Origin of the sequence: Thorsellia anophelis DSM 18579, assembly GCF_900111395.1 — a bacterium.
Classification (GTDB): Bacteria; Pseudomonadota; Gammaproteobacteria; order Enterobacterales; family Thorselliaceae; genus Thorsellia; species Thorsellia anophelis.
This window is the reverse complement of the sequence record NZ_FOHV01000001.1, coordinates 245,482-267,307: the sequence shown is the minus strand read 5'-3', so window position 1 is coordinate 267,307 and position 21,826 is coordinate 245,482. Positions and strand designations below refer to the sequence as shown.

18 protein-coding genes, 1 tRNA gene and 3 pseudogenes are annotated in these 21,826 nt (G+C 36.5%); 12 read left to right on the top strand and 10 right to left on the bottom strand.

Annotated features, from left to right (window positions below; translation table 11 throughout):
- Positions 1-87 precede the first annotated feature (87 nt).
- The gene (locus BMW37_RS15855; RefSeq protein ID WP_143047582.1) at positions 88-243 is read right to left on the bottom strand and encodes a glycerophosphodiester phosphodiesterase family protein; all 156 of its coding nucleotides are present in this window, start codon (positions 241-243) and stop codon (positions 88-90) included.
- A gap of 517 nt (positions 244-760) precedes the next feature.
- On the opposite strand from BMW37_RS15855, the gene BMW37_RS01175 reads away from it, so the two are divergent.
- Entirely contained in the window at positions 761-1,435 is a 675-nt protein-coding gene (locus tag BMW37_RS01175) for an AAA family ATPase (RefSeq protein WP_093316889.1), read from the top strand.
- Positions 1,436-1,626: 191 nt separating this feature from the next.
- Positions 1,627-2,229, top strand: coding sequence for an HD domain-containing protein (locus BMW37_RS01170; RefSeq protein ID WP_218139435.1), 603 nt, complete (start codon positions 1,627-1,629; stop codon positions 2,227-2,229).
- Positions 2,230-2,353: 124 nt separating this feature from the next.
- Here the strand turns inward: BMW37_RS01170 and arcA are convergent, their stop codons facing one another.
- From arcA to xseB, 3 genes are all read right to left on the bottom strand, one after another.
- Entirely contained in the window at positions 2,354-3,124 is a 771-nt protein-coding gene (gene arcA, locus BMW37_RS01165) for a two-component system response regulator ArcA (RefSeq protein WP_093316965.1), read from the bottom strand.
- A 187-nt stretch (positions 3,125-3,311) separates the two neighbouring features.
- Complete coding sequence (gene ispA / locus BMW37_RS01160; protein WP_093316886.1) at positions 3,312-4,268, bottom strand: (2E,6E)-farnesyl diphosphate synthase; 957 nt, start codon at positions 4,266-4,268, stop codon at positions 3,312-3,314.
- A gap of 162 nt (positions 4,269-4,430) precedes the next feature.
- Positions 4,431-4,670 (bottom strand): exodeoxyribonuclease VII small subunit, encoded by a 240-nt coding sequence (gene xseB, locus BMW37_RS01155; protein WP_093316883.1) that lies wholly within the window; start codon positions 4,668-4,670, stop codon positions 4,431-4,433.
- Between the two features lie 338 nt (positions 4,671-5,008).
- On the opposite strand from xseB, the gene mutT reads away from it, so the two are divergent.
- On the top strand, positions 5,009-5,464 hold the full coding sequence (gene mutT / locus BMW37_RS01150) for an 8-oxo-dGTP diphosphatase MutT (RefSeq protein WP_245710988.1): 456 nt from the start codon (positions 5,009-5,011) through the stop codon (positions 5,462-5,464).
- A gap of 62 nt (positions 5,465-5,526) precedes the next feature.
- Here mutT and BMW37_RS01145 read toward each other — a convergent pair whose 3' ends face one another.
- From BMW37_RS01145 to mngA, 3 genes are all read right to left on the bottom strand, one after another.
- On the bottom strand, positions 5,527-6,663 hold the full coding sequence (locus tag BMW37_RS01145; protein WP_093316880.1) for a glycerate kinase: 1,137 nt from the start codon (positions 6,661-6,663) through the stop codon (positions 5,527-5,529).
- A gap of 52 nt (positions 6,664-6,715) precedes the next feature.
- Positions 6,716-9,436, bottom strand: coding sequence for a mannosylglycerate hydrolase (gene mngB / locus BMW37_RS01140; RefSeq protein ID WP_093316876.1), 2,721 nt, complete (start codon positions 9,434-9,436; stop codon positions 6,716-6,718).
- 68 nt (positions 9,437-9,504) lie between these two features.
- A complete protein-coding gene (gene mngA, locus BMW37_RS01135; protein WP_093316873.1) occupies positions 9,505-11,445 on the bottom strand; it encodes a PTS 2-O-a-mannosyl-D-glycerate transporter subunit IIABC in 1,941 nt (646 codons plus the stop codon).
- A 239-nt stretch (positions 11,446-11,684) separates the two neighbouring features.
- On the opposite strand from mngA, the gene BMW37_RS01130 reads away from it, so the two are divergent.
- The 7 genes and pseudogenes from BMW37_RS01130 to BMW37_RS15840 all read left to right on the top strand — a co-directional run.
- Positions 11,685-12,407: a GntR family transcriptional regulator gene (locus BMW37_RS01130; protein ID WP_093316870.1), complete on the top strand. Its 723-nt coding sequence runs from the start codon at positions 11,685-11,687 to the stop codon at positions 12,405-12,407.
- An 89-nt stretch (positions 12,408-12,496) separates the two neighbouring features.
- Positions 12,497-12,573: transfer RNA gene (locus BMW37_RS01125), tRNA-Pro, on the top strand.
- Positions 12,574-12,823: 250 nt separating this feature from the next.
- The gene (locus BMW37_RS15850) at positions 12,824-12,916 is read left to right on the top strand and encodes a hypothetical protein (RefSeq protein WP_425441738.1); all 93 of its coding nucleotides are present in this window, start codon (positions 12,824-12,826) and stop codon (positions 12,914-12,916) included.
- A 245-nt stretch (positions 12,917-13,161) separates the two neighbouring features.
- Positions 13,162-13,287, top strand: coding sequence for a hypothetical protein (locus BMW37_RS15685; protein ID WP_281241253.1), 126 nt, complete (start codon positions 13,162-13,164; stop codon positions 13,285-13,287).
- 23 nt (positions 13,288-13,310) lie between these two features.
- Positions 13,311-13,634 (top strand): phage integrase central domain-containing protein, encoded by a 324-nt coding sequence (locus tag BMW37_RS01120; RefSeq protein ID WP_425441741.1) that lies wholly within the window; start codon positions 13,311-13,313, stop codon positions 13,632-13,634.
- Between the two features lie 117 nt (positions 13,635-13,751).
- Positions 13,752-14,282, top strand: a pseudogene (locus BMW37_RS15845) (DNA primase); the annotation flags it as partial.
- Positions 14,283-14,435: 153 nt separating this feature from the next.
- Positions 14,436-15,418: pseudogene (locus tag BMW37_RS15840) on the top strand (DNA primase family protein); the annotation flags it as partial.
- 8 nt (positions 15,419-15,426) lie between these two features.
- Here the strand turns inward: BMW37_RS15840 and BMW37_RS01110 are convergent.
- Complete coding sequence (locus BMW37_RS01110) at positions 15,427-16,734, bottom strand: IS4 family transposase (RefSeq protein WP_093316863.1); 1,308 nt, start codon at positions 16,732-16,734, stop codon at positions 15,427-15,429.
- Between the two features lie 164 nt (positions 16,735-16,898).
- Between BMW37_RS01110 and BMW37_RS01105 the strand changes: the two are divergent.
- Positions 16,899-17,315 (top strand): annotated as a pseudogene (locus tag BMW37_RS01105) (winged helix-turn-helix domain-containing protein); the annotation flags it as partial.
- Positions 17,316-17,688: 373 nt separating this feature from the next.
- Positions 17,689-17,922 carry a hypothetical protein gene (locus BMW37_RS01100; protein ID WP_093316858.1) on the top strand — a complete coding sequence of 78 codons (234 nt, stop codon included), beginning with the start codon at positions 17,689-17,691 and terminating at the stop codon, positions 17,920-17,922.
- 450 nt (positions 17,923-18,372) lie between these two features.
- Here the strand turns inward: BMW37_RS01100 and BMW37_RS01095 are convergent, their stop codons facing one another.
- Positions 18,373-19,005, bottom strand: a complete 633-nt coding sequence (locus tag BMW37_RS01095; RefSeq protein WP_093316855.1) for a hypothetical protein — start codon at positions 19,003-19,005, stop codon at positions 18,373-18,375.
- Between the two features lie 1,500 nt (positions 19,006-20,505).
- Positions 20,506-21,099 carry a hypothetical protein gene (locus BMW37_RS01090; protein WP_093316852.1) on the bottom strand — a complete coding sequence of 198 codons (594 nt, stop codon included), beginning with the start codon at positions 21,097-21,099 and terminating at the stop codon, positions 20,506-20,508.
- Between the last annotated feature and the right edge of the window lie 727 nt (positions 21,100-21,826).

Sequence of the window (21,826 nt, the reverse complement as noted above, 5' to 3'; positions counted from 1 at the left end):
TGTATCTAAATTAGAAAGTGTTTGCTAGGAAGTTTTCGCTTCAAGTGCATTAAAATTCGTTGTATGGTTCAATTTATCATGATGGGATTAGAACGCAACATCATATTCAGAGAGCGTTACATCAAACTTCACCATTTTATGACAATACTCAGCATCGATTCGCAGCGAAGCTAACGTATTTTCAGGTGTGTATTTTCCAGCACCACGATGTGTCGCACTATTGGAGTGAAGTAATAAGGCCAATGTGACTGTGACATATCAATTTTCTTATAAATTAATCTATACAATTTACCTATAGTTAAGCAAGTAAATTGGATATCAATCGCTGTTAACTCTTTGTACCACTATCTATCATAATAAGTAGAATTAGCAATATTTGATTGTTATATTAATAGAAAGTCATCTGGGAATATGTCAATTTAACCATATTCAAAAAGTTAACAAGCCAACTTAAGTCTACCCTCATCTCCTCGACATAAAAGTGCAATATAAAATCAATAATTTTGTCACAATTATTGACTATCATCTTTAATCAAGAAACCTGATAAATGATATTTGTAAGATAAACATATCAATTACTTAGGACTAGTAAGAATATTTGTTCCCATCCCTATTTAACTCGATTGTTATTCTGTTTGACTATCGAAGTTAAATAGCTGATTTTTGCATTTAACACATTAATGCTAGCGACTAATTAATTGTTTTTAGTCTAGTAATGATGAGATTAACGTTATCAGTTTTGACTAAAGGAGATATTCTAATGGCGAAATTAATTTATTTAATGGGTGCGTCTGGATCAGGTAAAGATACTTTACTTAATTATTTAAAAGCACACAACATTAAGGACCTTGAACATAAGCAATTAAAAACCAGAAAAAATCCCCCTACCACCATAAACCCTCCCCATAGTATTTTTACCGACAATAAACAAAAAATAATCGTTGCTCATCGATATATCACGCATAATCAAGAAAGTTGTGATGAAAGTCATATTTTTTTATATGAAAATGATTTTCAGTTTCGCTTAGAAAATAGTTTTTTTGTTATGGCGTGGAAGTCAAATAACCTTAAATACGCGGTAGGCCGAGAGGTCTATCATTGGGTGAATGGTGGTCATAATGTTATTGTTAATGGCTCGAGAGCGTATTTACCTGTGGCAAAAAAAATATTTGGGGATTCATTAATTCCAATTTGTTTGAATGTGCCTGAAGCAATATTAGTAGAACGTCTACTCAGTAATGGTCATGCAAGTCAACGGGTAATAGAACAACGTTTAAGTCAAGCTAGAACATATGCTAATGGTTTACCTAACTATACTCATTTTATTGATAATGACTGCGATATTAAAACCTTAGCTATCCGTCTATACCAAATACTTAACACTGTTGATGATGAAAGTGCAAATTTCAGGCTTTATGAAGAGTTGAGTGATTAGTCTTGTATTTCAAATATTAAGATATCACAGGGCAGAATAATTTTTACTATTTAGACGTGATAAGGACAGATATTCAATTGCAAACATATCAGTAAGTGAGCTCAGATATTTGATGCTTATTTGCAATAACTTTATGAAAAAATAATTCACGTTAAATTAATTTATAAACAACCCTTAAATGAGAACACATTATGCCTACGATAAATCAACAACCAATTAACCTATCTCTTATGCCATTTAATTCAATCGAAGAAATTAAGGTATTGATGAATAGCTTTGGCGATACACAATATTACGGCTCGCCTGTTAGCCAATTAGAACATGCTCTACAATCAGCAATGCTTGCACAAGAAGCAGGTGAAAATGCCAAATTAATTACAGCATCTTTATTACATGATCTTGGTCATTTAGTATTATATTCAAACCAAATCAGAAATGAGATAAAAACCAATCAAGATTATCAACATCAAGAGCTTATAGCAACTTTATTGGTTAATCTTTTTGACGAAGAGGTGATCGAGCCAATTAGATTACATGTTGATGCCAAACGATATTTATGCGCGGTTAACCCTCTTTATGAAGAACAACTTTCACCTGACTCTATCCATAGTTTAGAATTACAAGGTGGGCGATTTAACGAGGAAGAAGTGGAAGCATTCCGCTCAAATGTGCATTTTGAAGATGCTGTAAAATTAAGACTTTGGGATGATGAAGCAAAAACCCCTAATACAATCACCCCTAGCCTCGATTATTTTCTATCTATTGCTGAGTCGATTAAAAAAATTCGGAATTAAGACTTTTTATTCGATTTTAGATGTGTTGCGAGTCAGATAACACCAGTTAAAGTCATTTGACTCACAATACACCTTATAAGTTAATATTTGATGGTAAAACAATTAATAAATCTAAACTAGCCACTTATGCCTGCAAATCTCCTGTAAAACGATATCCTTCACCATGTACGGTTGCAATGACCTCAGGCGTCTCTGGATAGTTTTCAAAATATTGCCTAAGTCGCCTAATAGTCACATCAACTGTTCTATCATGCTCTTTGAACTCACGGCCAGTCATTTTTTCAAGTAATATCTGCCTAGTTTGAATTTTGCCGGGATGAGTGCATAAGTGATGAAGCGCTCGATATTCGCTTCTCGGTAATTGAAATGCCTCTCCTGTAGGGCTAATTAATTGATGACTATCAGTATTGAGCTGCCATCCAAAAAAATTAAAATGCTGACTGATTGATGATTCTTCTGCGGCATTTAATTCATTTTGTTTCAAAATCTCTTCAGTACGCTGTTCAGCTTGTTGTTTCACTTTCATTGTACGTTGTAATAAATTACGCACTCGAATGGTTAATTCTCTTGGATTAAATGGTTTAGTGATATAATCATCCGCTCCGATTTCAAGACCTAAGATCTTATCAATCTCATTATCTCTACCGGTTAAAAATATCAGCCCTGCATCAATTTTATCTCTAATTTCACGAGCTAAAGAAAGACCATTTTTACCTGGTAAGTTAATATCTAATAAAACAAGATCGACCGCTTGCTTATCGAGAAATTCTTGCATTTGGTTCCCATTACTCGCTAACAGAACGGCATACCCTTCTGCTTCAAATAGAGCTTTTAATGTATTTCTTGTCACGATTTCATCTTCAACAATGAGAAGAGTGGGTATCGCATTATTCATCATGTTTGCACCTGCTTGTTATTTTGATGTTAAGACAAACTTATCCTTATCTCTAATCAATATCATGGTTTGTTGAAGGTGATATTAACGGCATTGTAGTCTAGTAACATTGATTTAACGTAATTTACTGACAATTTTTTTAGAATATTCTTTGTTCTCGTTAGATTGAGCAAAAAGCGTATTACCTCTAATGCTTACGCAAAATAATAAAATCGGCCAAATCAGTGAGTTGATTTAAGGCTATTTCATTTTTCTCAGACATTAAATCATCAACGCTAGCAAGAGCTTGCTTGGCCTCAATAATTAGCGTATTTGCCATTTCCATTGCCCCCTCTAAACCTAGCAAACTTGGGTAAGTATTTTTACCTAATAATACATCCGCCCCTGCTTGCTTGCCTAGAATTTTGGTATCTCCTATCACATCTAATATGTCATCTTGTATTTGAAAAGCAAGCCCAATAGCTGATGAATAAGTGTCTAGATGTTTGCCTATTGGGCTATTTTCTAGGTTTGCTGCAACGACAGGCATCATAACCGAGGCACGGATCAATGCCCCGGTTTTCAATTTATGAATAGCTTTTAACTTATCGAGGCTAATCACTTTTTTTTCACTGAGTAAATCAAGCATTTGACCACCACACATCCCTGCAGCCCCACTTGCTTGTGCTAAGTGTTGAATTAATTTAATTTGTCTATCAGGCTCTATAGGTAAACTATCTGCTGATAGGCGTTCGAATGCAAAAGTTTGCAAGGAATCTGCTGCTAAAATAGCGGTCGCTTCACCAAATTGAATATGGCAGGTTGGATGTCCGCGTCTTAATTCATCATCATCCATAGCTGGCAAATCATCATGTATCAATGAATAGGCATGAATCGATTCTATGGAGGTCGCGATTGCATTAGCGATATCATCAGAGACATTCAAAAATTGACACGTACTATAGACCAGATATGGTCTTAAGCGTTTACCGCCAAGTAAAAGGCCATAATGCATCGCGTTAAAAAGCACATCAGGTACATTTTGCTCTATTTTCAAACGATTTAAATCTGCAGATAAAACACAATCTATTTTGCGTTGTATCTCTACAAGGGTTTGATTGAATCTGTTTAATGATGTACTTGGTGGAGTAACGTCTTTTTGCATACCGTGATTCCATTTGTCAGGATTGATTTTATCGAAAGTCATAATAATTTAAGACATAATATCAGTCATACATTTGATTTGCGCGCATAAAAACTAAAAAAAACATTAAATCATTATCTTAACAATCAATAGTGTAATATAAACTTCAATTTAAAAGACAGTTTAAAAATCCGTTAATTGACTATTTTCATCTGGGTTAAGTAAGATTTTGACACGCTGTTCTGCTGCTTCTAATGTTTTTTGGCTCTGTCTTGCAAGTGATATTCCTCGTTCAAACTCTTTAAGTGACTCTTCTAGCGGTAATTCACCTGTTTCTAATTTAACAACAATACTTTCAAGAGCTTTCATTGCATCTTCAAATGATAAGTTCTCAGATTTTTGCACTTCAGATTGTGTAGGCATACTTTCTCCTATAGATAATTAATGTAAACATGCACCTAGGTTGGGAATAATTTTTCTATTGATTATCTTACCACAGCCTAGCATTAAAACCGATTTTTTCACTAGTCTGATGGTCTGTTTGAATCAAAAAATGCATCATACTGGCAGCTCACCCCTTAGCAAATCTATTTTTATGCAATAACAGTCCACTTGCTTAATTTCTTTTAGTCCAAATATCCGCTAATATGTTAAATTAGGTTGATCAAAATACGTGACTTAACTTAAGGTAATCAAAAGGGATGAGTTAGAACCTGATTGACATCGAAAAATAAACAATAGCAACATACTAAGGATATCACTTGGCTGACATACTTTCTGATATGAATAGACACTTAAATAACGAACAAAATATTGCAATCGGCATTATCATCAATACAAACAATGATATTTTTGTTGCAATTAGACCGGATGGTAAATCGTATGCTGGATTGTTTGAATTTCCGGGTGGAAAAGTCGAAGCTGACGAAGACATTCAAGATGCACTGCGAAGAGAATTGATGGAAGAAGTAGGTATATATGCAACTAAAATTGAGGATTTTAGTGTAGAGAAGAGCGTCGTATCTGAGTCTCTATGCTTAATACTCCATTTTTTCCTTGTTACGGCTTGGGAAGGAGAGCCTTTTGGAAAAGAGGGGCAAACCACTCAGTGGATAGCAGCAAATACTCTTATTCCAGACATGTTTCCTCCTGCAAACCAAGATGTCATCCTTAAATTGCAATCTGATATCATCCATCTAAACAAAAACAATCAATAATATCTAATGGCATTAAAAACACATCCTTCTTTAATGCCATAGCATGCTTTTGTGGTAATGAATCACTTAAATTGCATTTTAGTCACCGCGGCTACTGATACAGCAGTGTGATAAAGTGAATTAGACGCTGCCTGTAATGTGGCCTCAAGCGATTTGAGGGACTGTATTGATGGGAAAACGGCATCAAAATAGTCCCTTAATTGATCAGATTCATCTCCTACAACACCACATAAACCAATAACAGGTATGTTTGCTTGTTTGGCAATTTTAGCCACACCAAGTGGGGTCTTGCCTTCTAGGGTTTGATTGTCCATCTTCCCTTCCCCCGTGATAACCAGATCAGCTTGTTGAATAATCACATCGTATTTTAATTCATTCAATATGAATTCAATACCAGAGACAATCTTTAGTTTTGGATGAATAATCGATAAGCCATAAGGCGCCCCTCCCGCTGCTCCCATCGACTGCTTAGATGAACACACTGTTTCAAACTCAGTTTCTATTTTAGAAGCAAAATGCATTAACGCGCTATCTAGCGCATACCGAGTTGATTCATCCGCCCCTTTTTGTCCACCAAAAATATGACTTGCGCCATTAAGACCGCATAATGGATTATTTACATCACACGCAACAATTAATTCAACCTTAGATAATCTAGGGTCAATTTCACTCAGATCGAGCCTATCAAATTCCGTGAGTGCTAAACCACCTGGCGGCAAATTTTGACCTTCGATATTAGTCAACTTTCCACCAAGCGCTTGGATAATGCCCGCACCAGCATCGTTCGTTGCACTGCCTCCAAGGCCAATAATAATTTTATTAACTCCTTTATCTAGTGCTGCTAAAATGAGTTGTCCTGTTCCGTAAGTGGATGTAATACATGGATCCCTTTGACTTTCGGATAATAAAGGTAGACCAGAAGCTGCAGCCATTTCAATTACGGCAGTTTTTCCATCATCAATGATTCCCCAATTTGCATCAACTTCTCTAAGCAAAGGGTCAAGCACCTTCGTTTGATAAGGGTTCCCTGTTTTAGCGTATAAAATTGCCTCAACCGTTCCCTCACCTCCATCTGCTAGGGGCAAAAGGCTATATTTTGCCTCTGGAAAATGGTTTACAAACGCCATTTTAATGATTTCAGCAACGCGAGTTGCCGATAAACTTTCTTTATACGAATCTGGCGCAATCACAATATGCATAAGATACTCTCCTTATTTAATCAATAGGCCGTCAATTGACGGCCTATTTAATTTAAGAAGTTTGTGTGAGTTTCACACTAAAACTTCTGACCTGGTTTGGTTTAAATACCCCAAGTCCATTATTAAGGTTCTTTGATTCTGAAAGTTCTTTTTCAGCTAAGTTAACTTCTGCTAATTTCGCATGAGGAAGGTTAATCTGTAACGCTTTCTCTTCTGAACTATTAGAATGCGATGGATTGAACCACCGGATGATTATCGTTTCATCCTGCTCAGCTTTTTTAATTGCACTTAAGGTTAATTGAGTGGGCTGCATTTCGAGCAAGCTGAATTGAATCGGTGTTTGAAATGCCTCTAAATTAAGCTTCATCGCATCATACGGTATTTTGTTATAATAACAAACAGGTGTATTAAACGCTTTAGCAAGACGCATCACCTCGACCGAATCAACACTACCATCAAAAATTCCAAGACCAATTCTTGCATGATAACGACCTCTCATCTGGGAATCTGGTGTAGGAAGCTTGATTCCTGATGGGCGACCTGGGCGTAAAAGTAGATTCTCTTTGCCAAGCACCCCTATGGACCTAAAGAGAGTTAAAGCAATCGCTTGGTATCCTTGATGTTCAATAACCTCAAATTCTCTTAACCCTTCTGTAAATAACGCCATCGTTTGAGTTTTTTGTGCATCGTTTGTCTCTTCTACTGCAACAAAATTGAGTAACTGCCAAACTGGGATCGGAGCTTCTTTCCATCCTTCCTCTTCCCAATAATTCATTGCATCATCCTTCACAGGACGTGAAATTGTACCAAACTGAGTATCTGCAATGACATTTTGACTTATCCATTGGTAAGGAAATAAAATTCTGACTCTGTGGTCATCTGCTTGGTTATGCCATTCTACTTCAATTGCAATTTTAGGATCGCCCGCTGTTAATGTGACAGTAAACATCACCTCTAATAAGCCATCTTTAATTTTTTGAGCCCTTGATTGCAAATTATTTGGTACAGGCATAGAAATGGCAATACGTGCCTTTTGCTGCCAAGGAGTAGCACTGAGTTTAATGTCTGCTTGACAATCCAGGTTATTAAGTAACCATTCTTCACGTGAAGGAGAATAATCATATTCATCCCCATCGTCAGATCCTTCCTCAATTAACAACGCATTATCAAATCGTTGACCCGTACTGTTATTAATAACATTGATTGTGCCATTTTTATTTAATTCTATTTGATAAAACTCATTTTCAATTTTAAGATGAGATTCAATCATTGATGGCACAGGTATAACACAAGCAGCGGCTTTCTCTACCGTAGATTTTTCAATGCTAAGGGCAGTGTACCCCATAGCAGGTAAGTCAATTGATAATTGGATGTCATATTCCATGAAAGGATCATAATTACCATAATGAACAATTTGTCTATCTACAAGACCAGGATCAATTTCTTTTGCAGTTAAAATCGCATAAGAAACGGATCTGCCTTCGGCATCAAAAATTTGAAAATCTGTTGCTCTGATTCGTATCGTTGCATTCACAATTTCTTTGCGTGAGTAAGGTAAAAAATTAAAAAAAGCTAATCTATCCCTAACCCCTTCTCCAAATGAATTTGGTATTTTAGGCATGTTATCGACAATTTTTCTTAAATAAAACTGCAACAAATTTTCTGCCATATCATCAGCAAGCCAAAATCTTGACTTTATCTCTTGATGTACAGGATCGCTACAGCAACAGCTAATACTGTCATGCGCATGATTTTTCATGATCTCTTTCCACATCTTTTCAATTAGACCATGGTGATATTCACACCCTAATGCATAAGCGATAGTCGCAGCCGGTTCAAGTAAATTAGAAATTTTATTTTCGACCCTCGCATTATCAAGCTTAATATCCATCCGAGTAGAAGAGATAGTTCTATGGACTCGCATATATTTACCATCATTAAATTCACCCGTTAAGCGTGGTAATTGCGTTTTTTGAGCTTTTAGTTTGTCAAAAATCGTTTCAAATCGGCTGAGTAAAAAAGTACGTTCTGGAAATATCTCTTTTAAGAGTTCAATAATCTGGAATATATTTTGTTGAATTGGCATTTGATCATGCCCATTTGGTAATAATAAATCCCCACTGAATGATGCTTTTTCTAATACTTCAAGGTAACTATTTAATCGTTTATAGAGCGCTTCTTTATCTTCAGGTAGATATTTCCCTATTGCATAACCTAGCGGTAGCACTTGTGCAATGACTTCACTTCCATCTACTGATTGCCAGACAAATTCAGTATGGTGCGTACCATGTCTTTCACTACAGCCACGCCAAAACATCGCTGTGTCTATACCAAATCCATTTAAGATCTGTGGTAAAGCCTGACTCATACCAAATGAATCTGGCAAGTAGCCTATTTCCATCACCTCGCCAAATGGTTGGCAATCTTTCATCCCATATAATAAATTCCGGGTAATCGATTCAGCTCCAACCATCATTAAGTCAGTTTGGGTATACCAAGGTCCAATAATTAATTTTTTTTGTTGAACTAATCTTTCTACTCGCTCTTTTGCTTCAGGTTTTACCGCAAAATAGTCTTCCAATATGGCGGTTTGCCCATCTAAAACATAAAAAGGATAATCAGGATCATTTTCTAATCGCGTTAAAATTTCTTCCATGTTATTAACTAATAGCACACGAGAATGTTCAGCGGTAAAATACCATTCTCTATCCCAGTGCATGTGCGGTGTGATATGAACATTAATCTGTTTTTCACTGACCTGTTTTGTATTCATTATGTTATCCTCAAGACTTTTAGACTTTTTAAATCTGCCTATGGCTCATGCCATAGGCATAACCTACTTTAAACTGCAAATTTACCAGATGAAACAGCTTGTTTACGCCATGCAATAAGCGTGATTGTCGATATTAAAGCACCTAATAAAGCAGCGCCGAACCAAATACCAGCAGAAGCAAAAGCGCCTAATGGATTATCGGTCAATAAAAACATAGAGAAGATCCCTGCTCCTGGTGTCGATAAACCAATACTTGCCCATCCAACTAACGCTCCTGTTACAGCTGAGCCTAGTAGAAATGAGCCAATGACTCTGATAGGATCTTCAATTGCCATTGGTATAGCCCCTTCCGTAATCCCTGCTAAGCCTAATAGCCATGTTGATTTCCCTGTTTCAATCTCAAAATCTTTGAACAGTCTTGGTGCTATCATGGTAGAGGCGGTCACCGTAAAAGCAGAAACCATTTTCACAGAAGCAAAGATAGCGTAAGGTCCATACACACCATTTGCCATGGCGCCTAAGCAAAATGCATAAGCAGCTTTATTAACGGGTCCACCAAGATCGAATGATACGAAGCAACCAATAATTAAACCTAACAATAGCGCATTACTACCAGATAAAGAATTTAACCAAGTTGTGAGACCTGTATTAATTAAAGCAACAGGTTTACCTACCACGAAAAGCATTAAACTACCGGCGATTAAGGTACCGATAACAGGGTAAAGGTAAAAACTTAAAAATCCATTGAACGTTGGTGAAAGACGAATATGTTTTTTCACATAGCGCATGACATAACCTGCAATCAGACCACCAACCACTCCTCCTAGAAAACCAGAGCCAATTAAATTTGCAGCAACACCTGCGGCAAATCCTGGTCCTAATGCTGGTTTATCGGCAAGTGAATAGGCCGTATATGCAGATAAAACAGGCACCATTAATACGCCAAGTAAATTACCGCCAAGTTTTCGATATAACCATAGCCATGAATTTTCAGTTTCATAAACTTCCTGTAGGCCAAAAATTTGCGTGATCAAAACAGCAACAGCAAGTACAGTCCCTCCAGCAACAATGAGGGGAACCGCAAAAGAGATACCACTTAATAATGCTTGTTTCAATTCTGTTTTAACCGACACTTTTTGTTCAACTGGAGTACTTGTTTCTGTTACATTGGCTTGTCTAGGATTATGTTTAGCTTTTTCAATCACCTCTTGAATAATACTCTCAGCACGTTTAATAGGTTCAGCAACAGGGACTTTAATGGTAGGTATACCTGCAAAACGTTCAACTTCTTTTATCGCGACTTCAGCGGCAAAAATACATGCTGTTGCATTTTGCAAATCCTGATTAGAAATACGCCCTTCAATTCCATTGGCACCTTGTTTTTCTACCACAACACGAATACCAAGCTTTTTTCCCGCTTTTTCAAGATACTCTGCCGCCATGTAGGTATGCGCAATGCCTGCAGGACAAGCTGTCACACAAACCACTGTTAATTCTGAGCTGTCATTTTGAACTAAACTTTCTGTTTGGGTTGATTCTTCCGATTGTTTAGCAATGTTTTGGGATAACAACTCAAATAAATTAGCAGGACTTACCGCTTGAACAATTGCTTCACGAGTGTCATCATCGACTAAAGCGGTTGTAAGCTGAGTGAGTAACTGAATATGAGTTGTTCCAGCTTCGGCTGAAGGAATGGCAAGCAAAAAAACTAAATTAACTGATTCATCCCCATCAATCCCCTCCCAGTCAATTGAACCCTCTATGGTCGCGACTGCAAAAGCCGCTTCTTTAACACTTAAAGATTTACCATGTGGAATAGCTAATCCTTCACCAAGTGCTGTAGGTCCTTCACTTTCACGTTGCATAACAGCATTTAAAAATTCAGTTTTATCTGAAATTTTCCCTTGCTGATAAAGTTTGTCAATTAAGGCATTAATTGCCTCATCACGAGTTTTAAAGGGAGATTTAATTAAAATTAAATCTTGGTTTGTTAAGGCTGAGAGATTCATAGTTTTTCACCTCTATTATAGGTAAACTGTATCTAATATTAGCTAACGCTGTGTACTTTTTATAGCAAAAAAGCCTTGTGACTCGCTATAATCGCCAATTAATCGTACACTACTTCCTAAATAATAATACAAATTTAATACAAAAATAAGACAATTATCACATTTTTTCCTAAATTTTGCCAATATGTCGGCATAAAAAGTCAAAATAACAAAAATTGTCATATAAATAGAGGGTAATTATGGCTAAACAACCAATGTATCGGGTTATCGCTAATTCAATTAAGGAGCAAATCAAACGAGGGGAATTAGCGCCTGGAGATGCTATTTTTACCGAAGCTGAACTGTGCAATATCTTCAGTGTAAGCCGAGTAACAGTTAGGCAAGCCATTAAAAATCTTATTGAAGAGCGTGTCTTAGAGAGTATACAAGGTAGTGGCACGTATGTAAAAAAAGCACTCGTTGACTATGATATTTATCAAATGACTGGATTTGAAGAGAAATTCGATACAAGCAGTCAGCACACTCATAGTGAAATATTAAAGTTTGAAATCATCAAACCCAACAAAAACATAACAAATACATTACAACTTACCGAGGAAGATAAAGTATATTATGTTAAGCGAGTGAGATTCATCGACAAAAAAGCCATTACTCTCGAAGAAACTTGGCTCCCTTTAAAACTTTTCCCTGATCTCACCTATGAAATCATGCAAGGTTCAAAATACCATTATATCGAACAAATAAAAAAATTAGTGATTGATAGAAGTGAACAGGAAATTTTGGCTGTCATGCCAAGAGAAGATGTCTGTACGCATTTAGATATTCCTATTGAACAACCAATCATTGAAAAAATTACAATAGGTTATTTAGAGTCAGGGGTTATCTTTGAATATAGCCGAAACTTTTTTAAATCATCGGAATACAAATTCACTCTGACAGCAAAAAGAAAAAGCCTACGTTAATCATGAGAAACTCGTTTTGATTCATTTTTAATCACTTAATTAACGTGCGCTTGCATTTATCAATAGGTTCGTTATCATGTTGAGATTATCGGCGTGTAGCGCAGCTTGGTAGCGCATCAGCATGGGGTGTTGAGGGTCGGAGGTTCAAATCCTCTCACGCCGACCAAATCAATAAACGCTCATTAAAATTTAATGAGCGCTCACAAACAAGAAACCCGCACCAATACTAGATTGTTGTTTTTTTTATACCTTTTAGTCGCTATTTTCAACCTTCAATAAGCGGCCTCGGTTTGATTTTTTGGTAACACGTGAAATAACATGAAAACGAATTACTAAAAAACGTGTTACTAAATTGAGGAGCTAAAGGATGACAAAAAAACACACCATTAACCGACACCCAAATTAAGACCATCAAATTGATTGATAAAGACCTTACCTTATTTAATGGTGGCGGGCTTGAATTATTAGTAAAGCCTAGTGGGGTGAAAATATGGCGTTATCGGTGGTAATCACCACTACGGGTAAGCGTTCAATTATTACAATTGGTAAGTGCCCCTCTATTTCTCTTAAACTAGCCCATCATGACTAACTAATAATGACATCATTAGTTACCCCAGAGAGGCTAAAAAGCAAGAAAAAGATAGCGTGTTAATTAGATTTAGTAATACGTTTGAAAAACGTCGAGTTAGATTACTTTCAAGTAAAGAAAACCAAAGGTATATCAGAGAATACCCTTAAAGATTGTTGGCGCACTATGGAAAAATACATTTTTCCTCCCCTTGGTAAAATTCCTATACTGAAGTTACTTCAAATTGCAGGAGCAGATATTACTCCGCTTGCCATTCAGTGGGCGTTAAGTAATGCTAAAACCTGCATCTAGATTTCCATTGAGTATATAATGATATTACCTACCCTATCATTATAGGAATGATGAAACCACTTACCGCTACTGGTAAGTTCGAAATGGTAAAGAGAGTGATCCAACGAGTTAATAAGATTTTATTTCATGCCATCCATGCAGGATTAATTCACGCCAACCCCGCTGCGAATATTAGCAAGGCCTTTGAAAAAACCAAAGTAAAACACCACCCAAGTATCTCGCCAGAAGAATTACCCGAACTAATGAAAACTCTACAAGTGGCTAGTGTTAATCTACAAACAAGGTTAGTAATTGAATTACAGCTATTAACAATTACAAGGCTATCAGAAGCCTCAGGTACAAAATAGGACGAAATAACCCTTGATAAAGGGCTTTGGATTATTCCGACAGGTAGAATGAAGATGAAGCGTGAACGCGTCATAACTGGTAGCTGATTCTTTGGGGTGGCTTTACCTATCACCAACATGATAAGCAATAGCCACGATAATAAGCCTAATGGATACATAAAAAGCGCAGTGCGTAATTTATTGAGTACAGCCACCCCAAATACCCACCCCTATTTGATAAAAAAGGGCTATGACAATGTAAGGGTAAAGGTTCTACCAGATGGCAAGGCAATTATTCCACTGGTCACGCTTAAGGGGGAAATAACAGGGGCGCAAACAATCACCCTAGAGGGCGAAAAACGCCTTTTAACGGGTACTAAAAAAGTAGGAAAGTTTGCTTTAGCAAGTAAACTAATTGAGCAACCAAGTAGCGTAATTATTGCGGAGGGCTTTGCTACCGCCCTAGCCCTTAAGTCTATTTCAGATGATACCGCATTGGTATTATCAGCTATTGACGCAGGTAATTTAATTCATGTGGCTAGAGTGATAAGGGAAGCCATGCCAGAAGTAAAAATCATTATAGGGGCTGATAACGACTTGCTGAAAGATAGCAATATCAACACTGGCAAGGCAGAAGCAGAAAAAGCCGCCTTAGCGGTTAATGGGTGGGTAGCATTACCACCAACACCCCATAAAGCAGACTGGGACGACTACCGCCGTGATAATGGCGTAGAAGCAACCAGAAAGGCATTTAATGAATTGCTTTACCAACCAGAGGAGCAAGCCCCAAATAAAGCCCCTAACACTGAAAATGGTAAAACTTTGGATCTTAGCAATAGTAAACCTAAAAAAACCTTACCACTTTCACAAATGGGTGCAAGTCAAAGGGGTGAGGTATTACTTCACCGCTATGGGGGTGATCTCGCTTTAGAGGAACTAACGGAGCTTGTACACTTTTATGACGGTACAATGTGTAGACCTATTACCGATAGGGAATTAATGCGCGAAATGGTGGCAGTATTTATTGAAGCTGATGAGCCTTATACAAGCAAAGGCGTACAATCAGCCGTTGACGCATTAAAATTACAGTTGCCCCTAATGAGCAAGCCAATAAGCAATATTATAGGGTTTAAAAATGGCATATTTGATTTAGAAAAAGGGGAATTTAGGGCGCATGATAGGCACGATTGGCTAGTTGTTTCTAATGATATTACTTTCACCCATGCAGAAGCAGGGGAAACTCTAGCCACGCACGCACCTAATTTTTGGCAATGGCTTAATCGAGCCGCCGCGCACGATTCACGCAAAAAGGAACGTATTTTAGCCGCGTTATTCATGGTGCTAGCAAATCGGTATGATTGGCAATTGTTTTTAGAGATTACAGTCGCGGGCGGGAGTGGTAAAAGCGTTTTATCAGATATATTCACTTTACTGGCGGGAAAGGTAATACCGTATCAGCTAACATGGCGGCATTAGAAAACCCAAGAGAACGGGCGCTAGTGGTAGGTTATTCGTTAATCATCATGCCAGACCAAACGCGTTACGTTGGGGACGGTTCGGGGCTAAAAGCGATTACAGGTGGCGATGAGGTGGCAATAGACCCTAAACACAAACAACCCTACTCAACGCGTATTCAAGCGGTTGTGATTGCAGTTAATAATAATGCTATGAGCTTCAGCGATAGAAGCGGGGGCATTTCCCGCAGGCGTGTAATATTTAACTTTTCAGAGGTGATCCCAGAGAAAGAGCGTGATCCATTATTGCGCGATAAGATAGCAAAAGAGCTACCGATAATAATTACATACGATAGTCCTTAAGCTCGTTTTTTGTGCAGATATGATTCTAAGTATTTGATTTGGCAGTAAGGGATCAGATCTGATGTAAACATCTCAGTTTCTCTATCTCGTTTCGTATTAGATCTCCTACAATTCTTCGAAATAAATGAGAAAATTTCATCTAATAAACTGATATCTTGCTCATCTGATTTAAGATAATTCATTAATTTAGGAAGCCAGCATATGCTGCTTCTGCAGGTTTTCTGTGTTGAGATAATTGTTTGCCATAAAATTCCTACAGATAAGGCAACGTAACGCTTTATTATCAAGGTCAACAAGCTTGCCCATATCAGCGTTTTAACAATATTAGGATTTACTGTATTGACTTTCTTTAGACTGCAAAAAGATTTTAATTCTTTGAAAAATAGCTCAATTTGCCATCTTAAACCATAAAGGGACAGGACTTTTTCACCTGTAAATTGGCCTCTGTTCAGGTTCGTAATTAGGTAACCTTTGCCCTTTCTTTTTCTATCATAAAATTGAATGACTCTGAATGGAGTATTTGTTTTTATCCATTGTACATCCATGTCAACGAAATCATGGTCTTTAGATTTTAATTCTTTCAATTTCATTTCGTTATGAAAAAGCTCTGTACCCATTTCATTGTATTTTGCTACCACAAGAGGATTGATATTTGCTTTTGCCCTAACCACAAAAAAGCCACCTGATTGGCTTATTTTTTCAAGATAACCGATGTCAAAATAACCCGCATCCATCATTACTAAAGTTTCTTTTAGTCCTTTTTCAGAAGGCCTATAATTTTTCTCGCTTTCTTTATCCGCATCAAGCGCAATATAGTGGGCCACGCCTTTCACTAAATCCATCGTCAAATGGCACTCTATTGCTGCGGGTGCTGTTTTTGTAAAGCGACCAGGGAATTCCTCTTTTAAGCGAGGATTTAAGGTTAGGGAAGAACCGTCATGTAAAAATATGTTTTTAAAAGGAGTTTCTTTGGGTAGCGCTTGTTTAAAAGGCGCAAGAAAGAGCGCTTTAGTTGCCTCTTCAACCATGGATTGTATAAATGTGGTGCATTCAGCTTTTTTAATTTGATTGTGAAAAGGTTTGTATTGACTTGTTTCTTGTTCACTATCCATTATTCTCAAAATATCTGCTAAGTTAGCGTGATCTTTAAAGCTAAGCGTTTGAATTAAAGTACTTAAAAAACATTCGGGTTGCAACAATCGTATGCGTTGCATGAACTTTGTTTTCCTTGCAAATTCTCTAATCGATATTTTATCAAAAAATGATTTAAGTGGGCGTGAAAATGTGATAAATTCATTGTTCATAGGAACCTCTTTTTATGAAAATTGTATGTGTGAGAAACTACATTTGATCATAAAATTGGTTCCTTTTCAATTTTTTCCGCAAAAAAAAGACGTTAAAATTCCCATTAAAATCAAAAATATAATAATTTATTATAAAATCAATTACTTATAAGATCCGTCGAATGATAATAATCAGACATCTATTAGCAAGATTCAGCCTAGCCAGTGAAGCGAAAGCCTTACTTATTGAACAACAATTATCAGAGGAAGCACTGGATATCAAACGTGGCACTGATTCGCTAGTGGACTTTTGCGGGTATTTATTCGCGTCAATGGATTGCGAGGGCATGCTTATAGGCAATGCGGAAATCATTCCCTTTAACCCAAAGCGATACTTATATCACGCTTACTTAGCTTTCATGCGAGGAAATAACCTAGCGAAACCCGTATCATTGACACGATTCGGTATAGATATAAAGGGGGCATTAGCAGAACACAGCAAGGAATACTTACGCAAAAGGACTAAGGCAGGTATTCGCACTAATCTAAATTTAGATGCTGAAAATGCTAATGATTGGCTACCTCAAGCAAATGATAATTAAGCACACCCCAGTGGGGGTAAAATTATAGGAAAAACTGTTCATACTGTTCACCTTTAGTATAAATTATTGTAAATAAAAATAAATAACGGTGAACAGTTTACTTTAAAGTGTTCACCAAGTATTCACCACTGTTCACCTTTAATTTTTTATGGTGATGAGTTAATACTTAAGTGGTGAATACTTGGTGATGAGTTAAGCATAAACTGCACCCCTTAACTAACTGATATTAAATATTAATAATGGCGGGTGAACACGGTGAACAGTTTTTAGATAAATTTTACCACTAGGGGGTGGATAGGATACTAAGCCCACTTAAGCATAAAGTTAATTATGTTACACGGTAATAAATAATAACTAATTTGAGGTATTAACTATGGCAGGTAGTAAGATCACCAACGCACAAAGACAACAAGCCTACAGAAAAAGGCATAAGGCTAATAATGGCAGGAGAATAGATGTGCAATGCTCATTAGATGCCGTTTTGCATTTAGATTTAATTGAGAAGTATCAAAATAAAACTAAAAAGCAGGTGATAGAGGATTTACTTGCCCAAGAAGTTAAAAAGATATGGAATGAGCCAACATTCAACACAAACGACTATATTTAATCACACGGTAATATCACCTTTTCAGCTAGCCAAGAAAAAATCTTTCACTGGCTAGCTAATCCATTCAATCGATAGTATTACTTCATTCTTTCAATAGATTTTCAAGCAAGTGCCAACAGATTACCATCAAAGCGTCAACATGGTTACAACAGATTCACAACAAATCAGCCTATTTTGTATTATATTCTATCAGTCTTTATTACACGGTAACAGATACGCATTTAGAAAGTACGCAGATGGTACGCAGGGAAACCATACCCCTTTACACCCGTTATATAATTAGCTGTATTTAAAGCAAGCCTTAAGTTTAAGAGCATGTGCCATTGCAGACATTAAATGAGGAGTAAAATTAATTAGGAGCGTTTAAAATTAAACCAGTCCAATGCCAGCTTTAAACATCAGCATTGAACATACAAGAAAGGAAAAGCAAATTAATAATCACTAAATAGATTAAGATTTACTTGGTGTGGGAGTTGATGGGGTTGGGACTAAATCTCTTATACAGGCAACGTTGTAGAGCGAGTTTACATTGGTCGCTACATTACTATTAAGAGCAGTGTCACTTGGTGGATACGCTGTTGTACCAGTCGCGCCAAAAATAAATCGTCCATAACCACCACCATATTTCCAATTCTGACCATTATTGCCACCAGCAGGATAATTTATAACACTAATTTCAGTCGACCAATAATTCCCAGCTTCCCACCCGTTAGAGTATTTTGACACATCTCCCCATTCGTTATAGAGAGAGCCATTAACATTTCTAGTGGTATCATTAGGTAAGCGTGCTTTAGTCGTATCATTATTGATGTATTGTGACCAATGCGCTGGTGCTTGAGGTTGATAACTTGCGCCAGGTGAAAGACTTTTAGTTTGAGCATGAAATTCCCCTATTGAGGGTAAACGATAGCCACTGCCTTGAGATTTACAAAAGACATCTGGATTATTTGCGGCGGTTTTTTGTTGAATTGAGTTACCCACTAAATTCATTCTAGTAAGTGCTACTGGTGGCATAGGTGTGCTAGGCCAAAACTCATTTGGCATAACTAATGTATAACCATAAGTTTTTGGAGATGCTTCCAAAGAAGTTAAACATATAACCGTAGAAAAAACAATCGAGGCAGAAACTAGATATAATAATGGCTTAGTTGCGGTGTTGCGGTGTTGCGGTGTTGCGGTGTTGCGGTGTTGCGGTGTTGAACTTTAACATACTTTCACCTTTAAAATCAATAGTTAACATAAAAAATAAGCATTTAAAATGCAATTAGATACAAATAAACCCTAGCGTTAACTTTGGTTTACATTGAGAAATATTTTATCATACAGCTCTATTTTTATGCAAGTAATTATTAAATGGTAATAAACAGTGTTAACTCGTTAGGTATAGGGTAGCTTTTAACCAGATAAGCATATTTAAGATAAAGATCACTTTTAGATTATTTGGAGCTAAGAAGTTAAATACGACTAAATTATTAAAAACTTACTTTGTTTAGGCTAATTAACTTTCAATGATAGAAGTGCTGGTGTTATGCTTATCATGTAATTGATATTATTCTTTAACGTCAATTTTAGTAATCACATTAGTCCCCCTTAAATTGGAAGTAAAACAAGAAAACCTTAGACCATTACTTTTATCGAAGCACCTAAAATGGGTAACACGGCGAAATCAACCGCCCAAACCTCTATGGTGATAATCGCCATTCATCATTAAAGCTATTTCAACCGCTCAAATTGGGCAGGTCAAATCAACCATAACGGAAAACGTTATATTTCACCTGTACTAAAAACCTAATGAAACCTAATATTCAATTTATCTATTGGCAAGGCAAGCTACCTAACAAAACATAACGTTCAAAATACGAAATACTGTCAAAAGTTGACATTAAAAATAGATTTTTAGCATTTTGATACTTGTCAAAACTTGTCATTTAAAATGCTTAGGTTGTTAATAAATATTCAGATTGGAGACTACCTATCTGTTAACAAATATCAACATTCAAAATCGCTAACAGGTCATTTAGGACTTGATAAAACCTGATATTCAAAATAGCTATTTTGTGATTTAGAACTTAACAAAAGTTAACATTCAAAATTGACTAAGCACCCTATAAAATGATTACTTAAGCCTAGCCAAGAGAAAATCTTTCACTGGCTAGCTTATCGATTCAATCAGCTATCAACCTAACCCCATCAAATTACCAACAGATTACCAACGCTAATCGGTACACAGTAAAGCCTAGCGGTGAGGTTGTGCCAACAGATTACCATCAAAGAAGCCCTATTTTGCATTATATTCCACTAGCAATTATTACACGGTAACAGGTACGCATTTAGAAAGTACGCACATGGTACGCAGGGAAACCATACCCCCTTACAGTGCCTCACCTATATAATTAAATATATTGAAAGAGAGCTTTAAAGTTAACAGTATGCAACTTTGCAGATATTAAATGAAGAACAAAATTAATTGGGAGCGTTCAAAATTAAACTGGTCCAATACCTACTTTAAACATAAGCATCGGACATACAAGAAAGGAAAAGTAAATTACATTAAATCAATCAAATTAACAATCAAACAAAAGACTATGATTTACTCGGTGTAGGTGTTGAAGGTGTCGGAACTAAATCTCTTATACAGGCGACGTTGTAGAGCGCATTTACATTGGTATATACAGTGTAATCAGCACCACCGCTACTTGGTGGATATGATGTTGCACCAGTCCCGACAAAAATAATTCGTCCATAACCACCACCAGCAAACCAATTTTGAAAATTATTGCCACCACGAAAATTATTTAAAACACTAATTTCAGTCGACCAATAATTCCCAGCTTCCCACCCGTTAGCATATTTTGATACATCTCCCCATTCGTTATAGAGAGAGCCATTAACATTTCTAGTGGTATCATTAGGTAAACGTGCTTTAGTCGTATCATTATTGATATATTGTGACCAATGCGCTGGTTCTTTAGGTTGATAACTTGAGCCAGGTGAAAGACTTTTAGTTTGAGCATGAAATTCCCCTATTGAGGGTAAGCGATAGCCACTGCCTTGTGACTTACAAAAAACATCTGGATTATTTGCGGCGGTTTTTTGTTGAATTGAGTTACCCACTAAATCCATTCTAGTAAGTGCTACTGGTGGCATAGGTGTGCTAGGCCAAAACTCATTTGGCATAACTAATGTATAACCATAAGTTTTTGGAGACGCTTTCAGATAGGGTAAATATAAAATTGTAGAAAAAACAATCGAGGCGGAAATTAGATAAAATAATGGCTTAGTTGCGGTGTTGCGGTGTTGCGGTGTTGAATTTTAACATACTTTCACCTTTAAAATCAATAATTAACATATAAAACAAGCATTTAAAATGCAGTTGGATACAAATAAACCTTTGCGTTAACTTTAGTTTACATTGAGAAATATTTTATCATATAGCTCTATTTTTATGCAAGTAATTATTGGATGAAAATAAACGGTGTTAACTCGTTAAGTATAGGATAGCTTTTAACCAGAATAAGTATATTTGAGACGAAAAGAACTTTTGGATTATGTGAAACTAAAAAAGTTATATGAGCCTAAATTATTAAAAACTTCCTTTATTTGTTCGAATTAACTATCAATGATAGAAGCACTGACGTTAATCTTGTTATGTAATTGATATTATTCTTTAACATCAATTTGAATCCCCTACTCAAAATTGCAAGTAAGACAATAACACCTTAAGTCATTGACTTTATTTAAGTGCCTATTTTTGATGCTACGGCAACATTAATTACTCAAATTGAGAAGGTGAAAAATACTATAACACTACATAGTGATAATTACTATTCAGTAGTTACAGGAGTGACCTACAAGGCGTTATTATTGAGCCTGTTATAAAAACCTATTAGTCAATCTAGCTAAT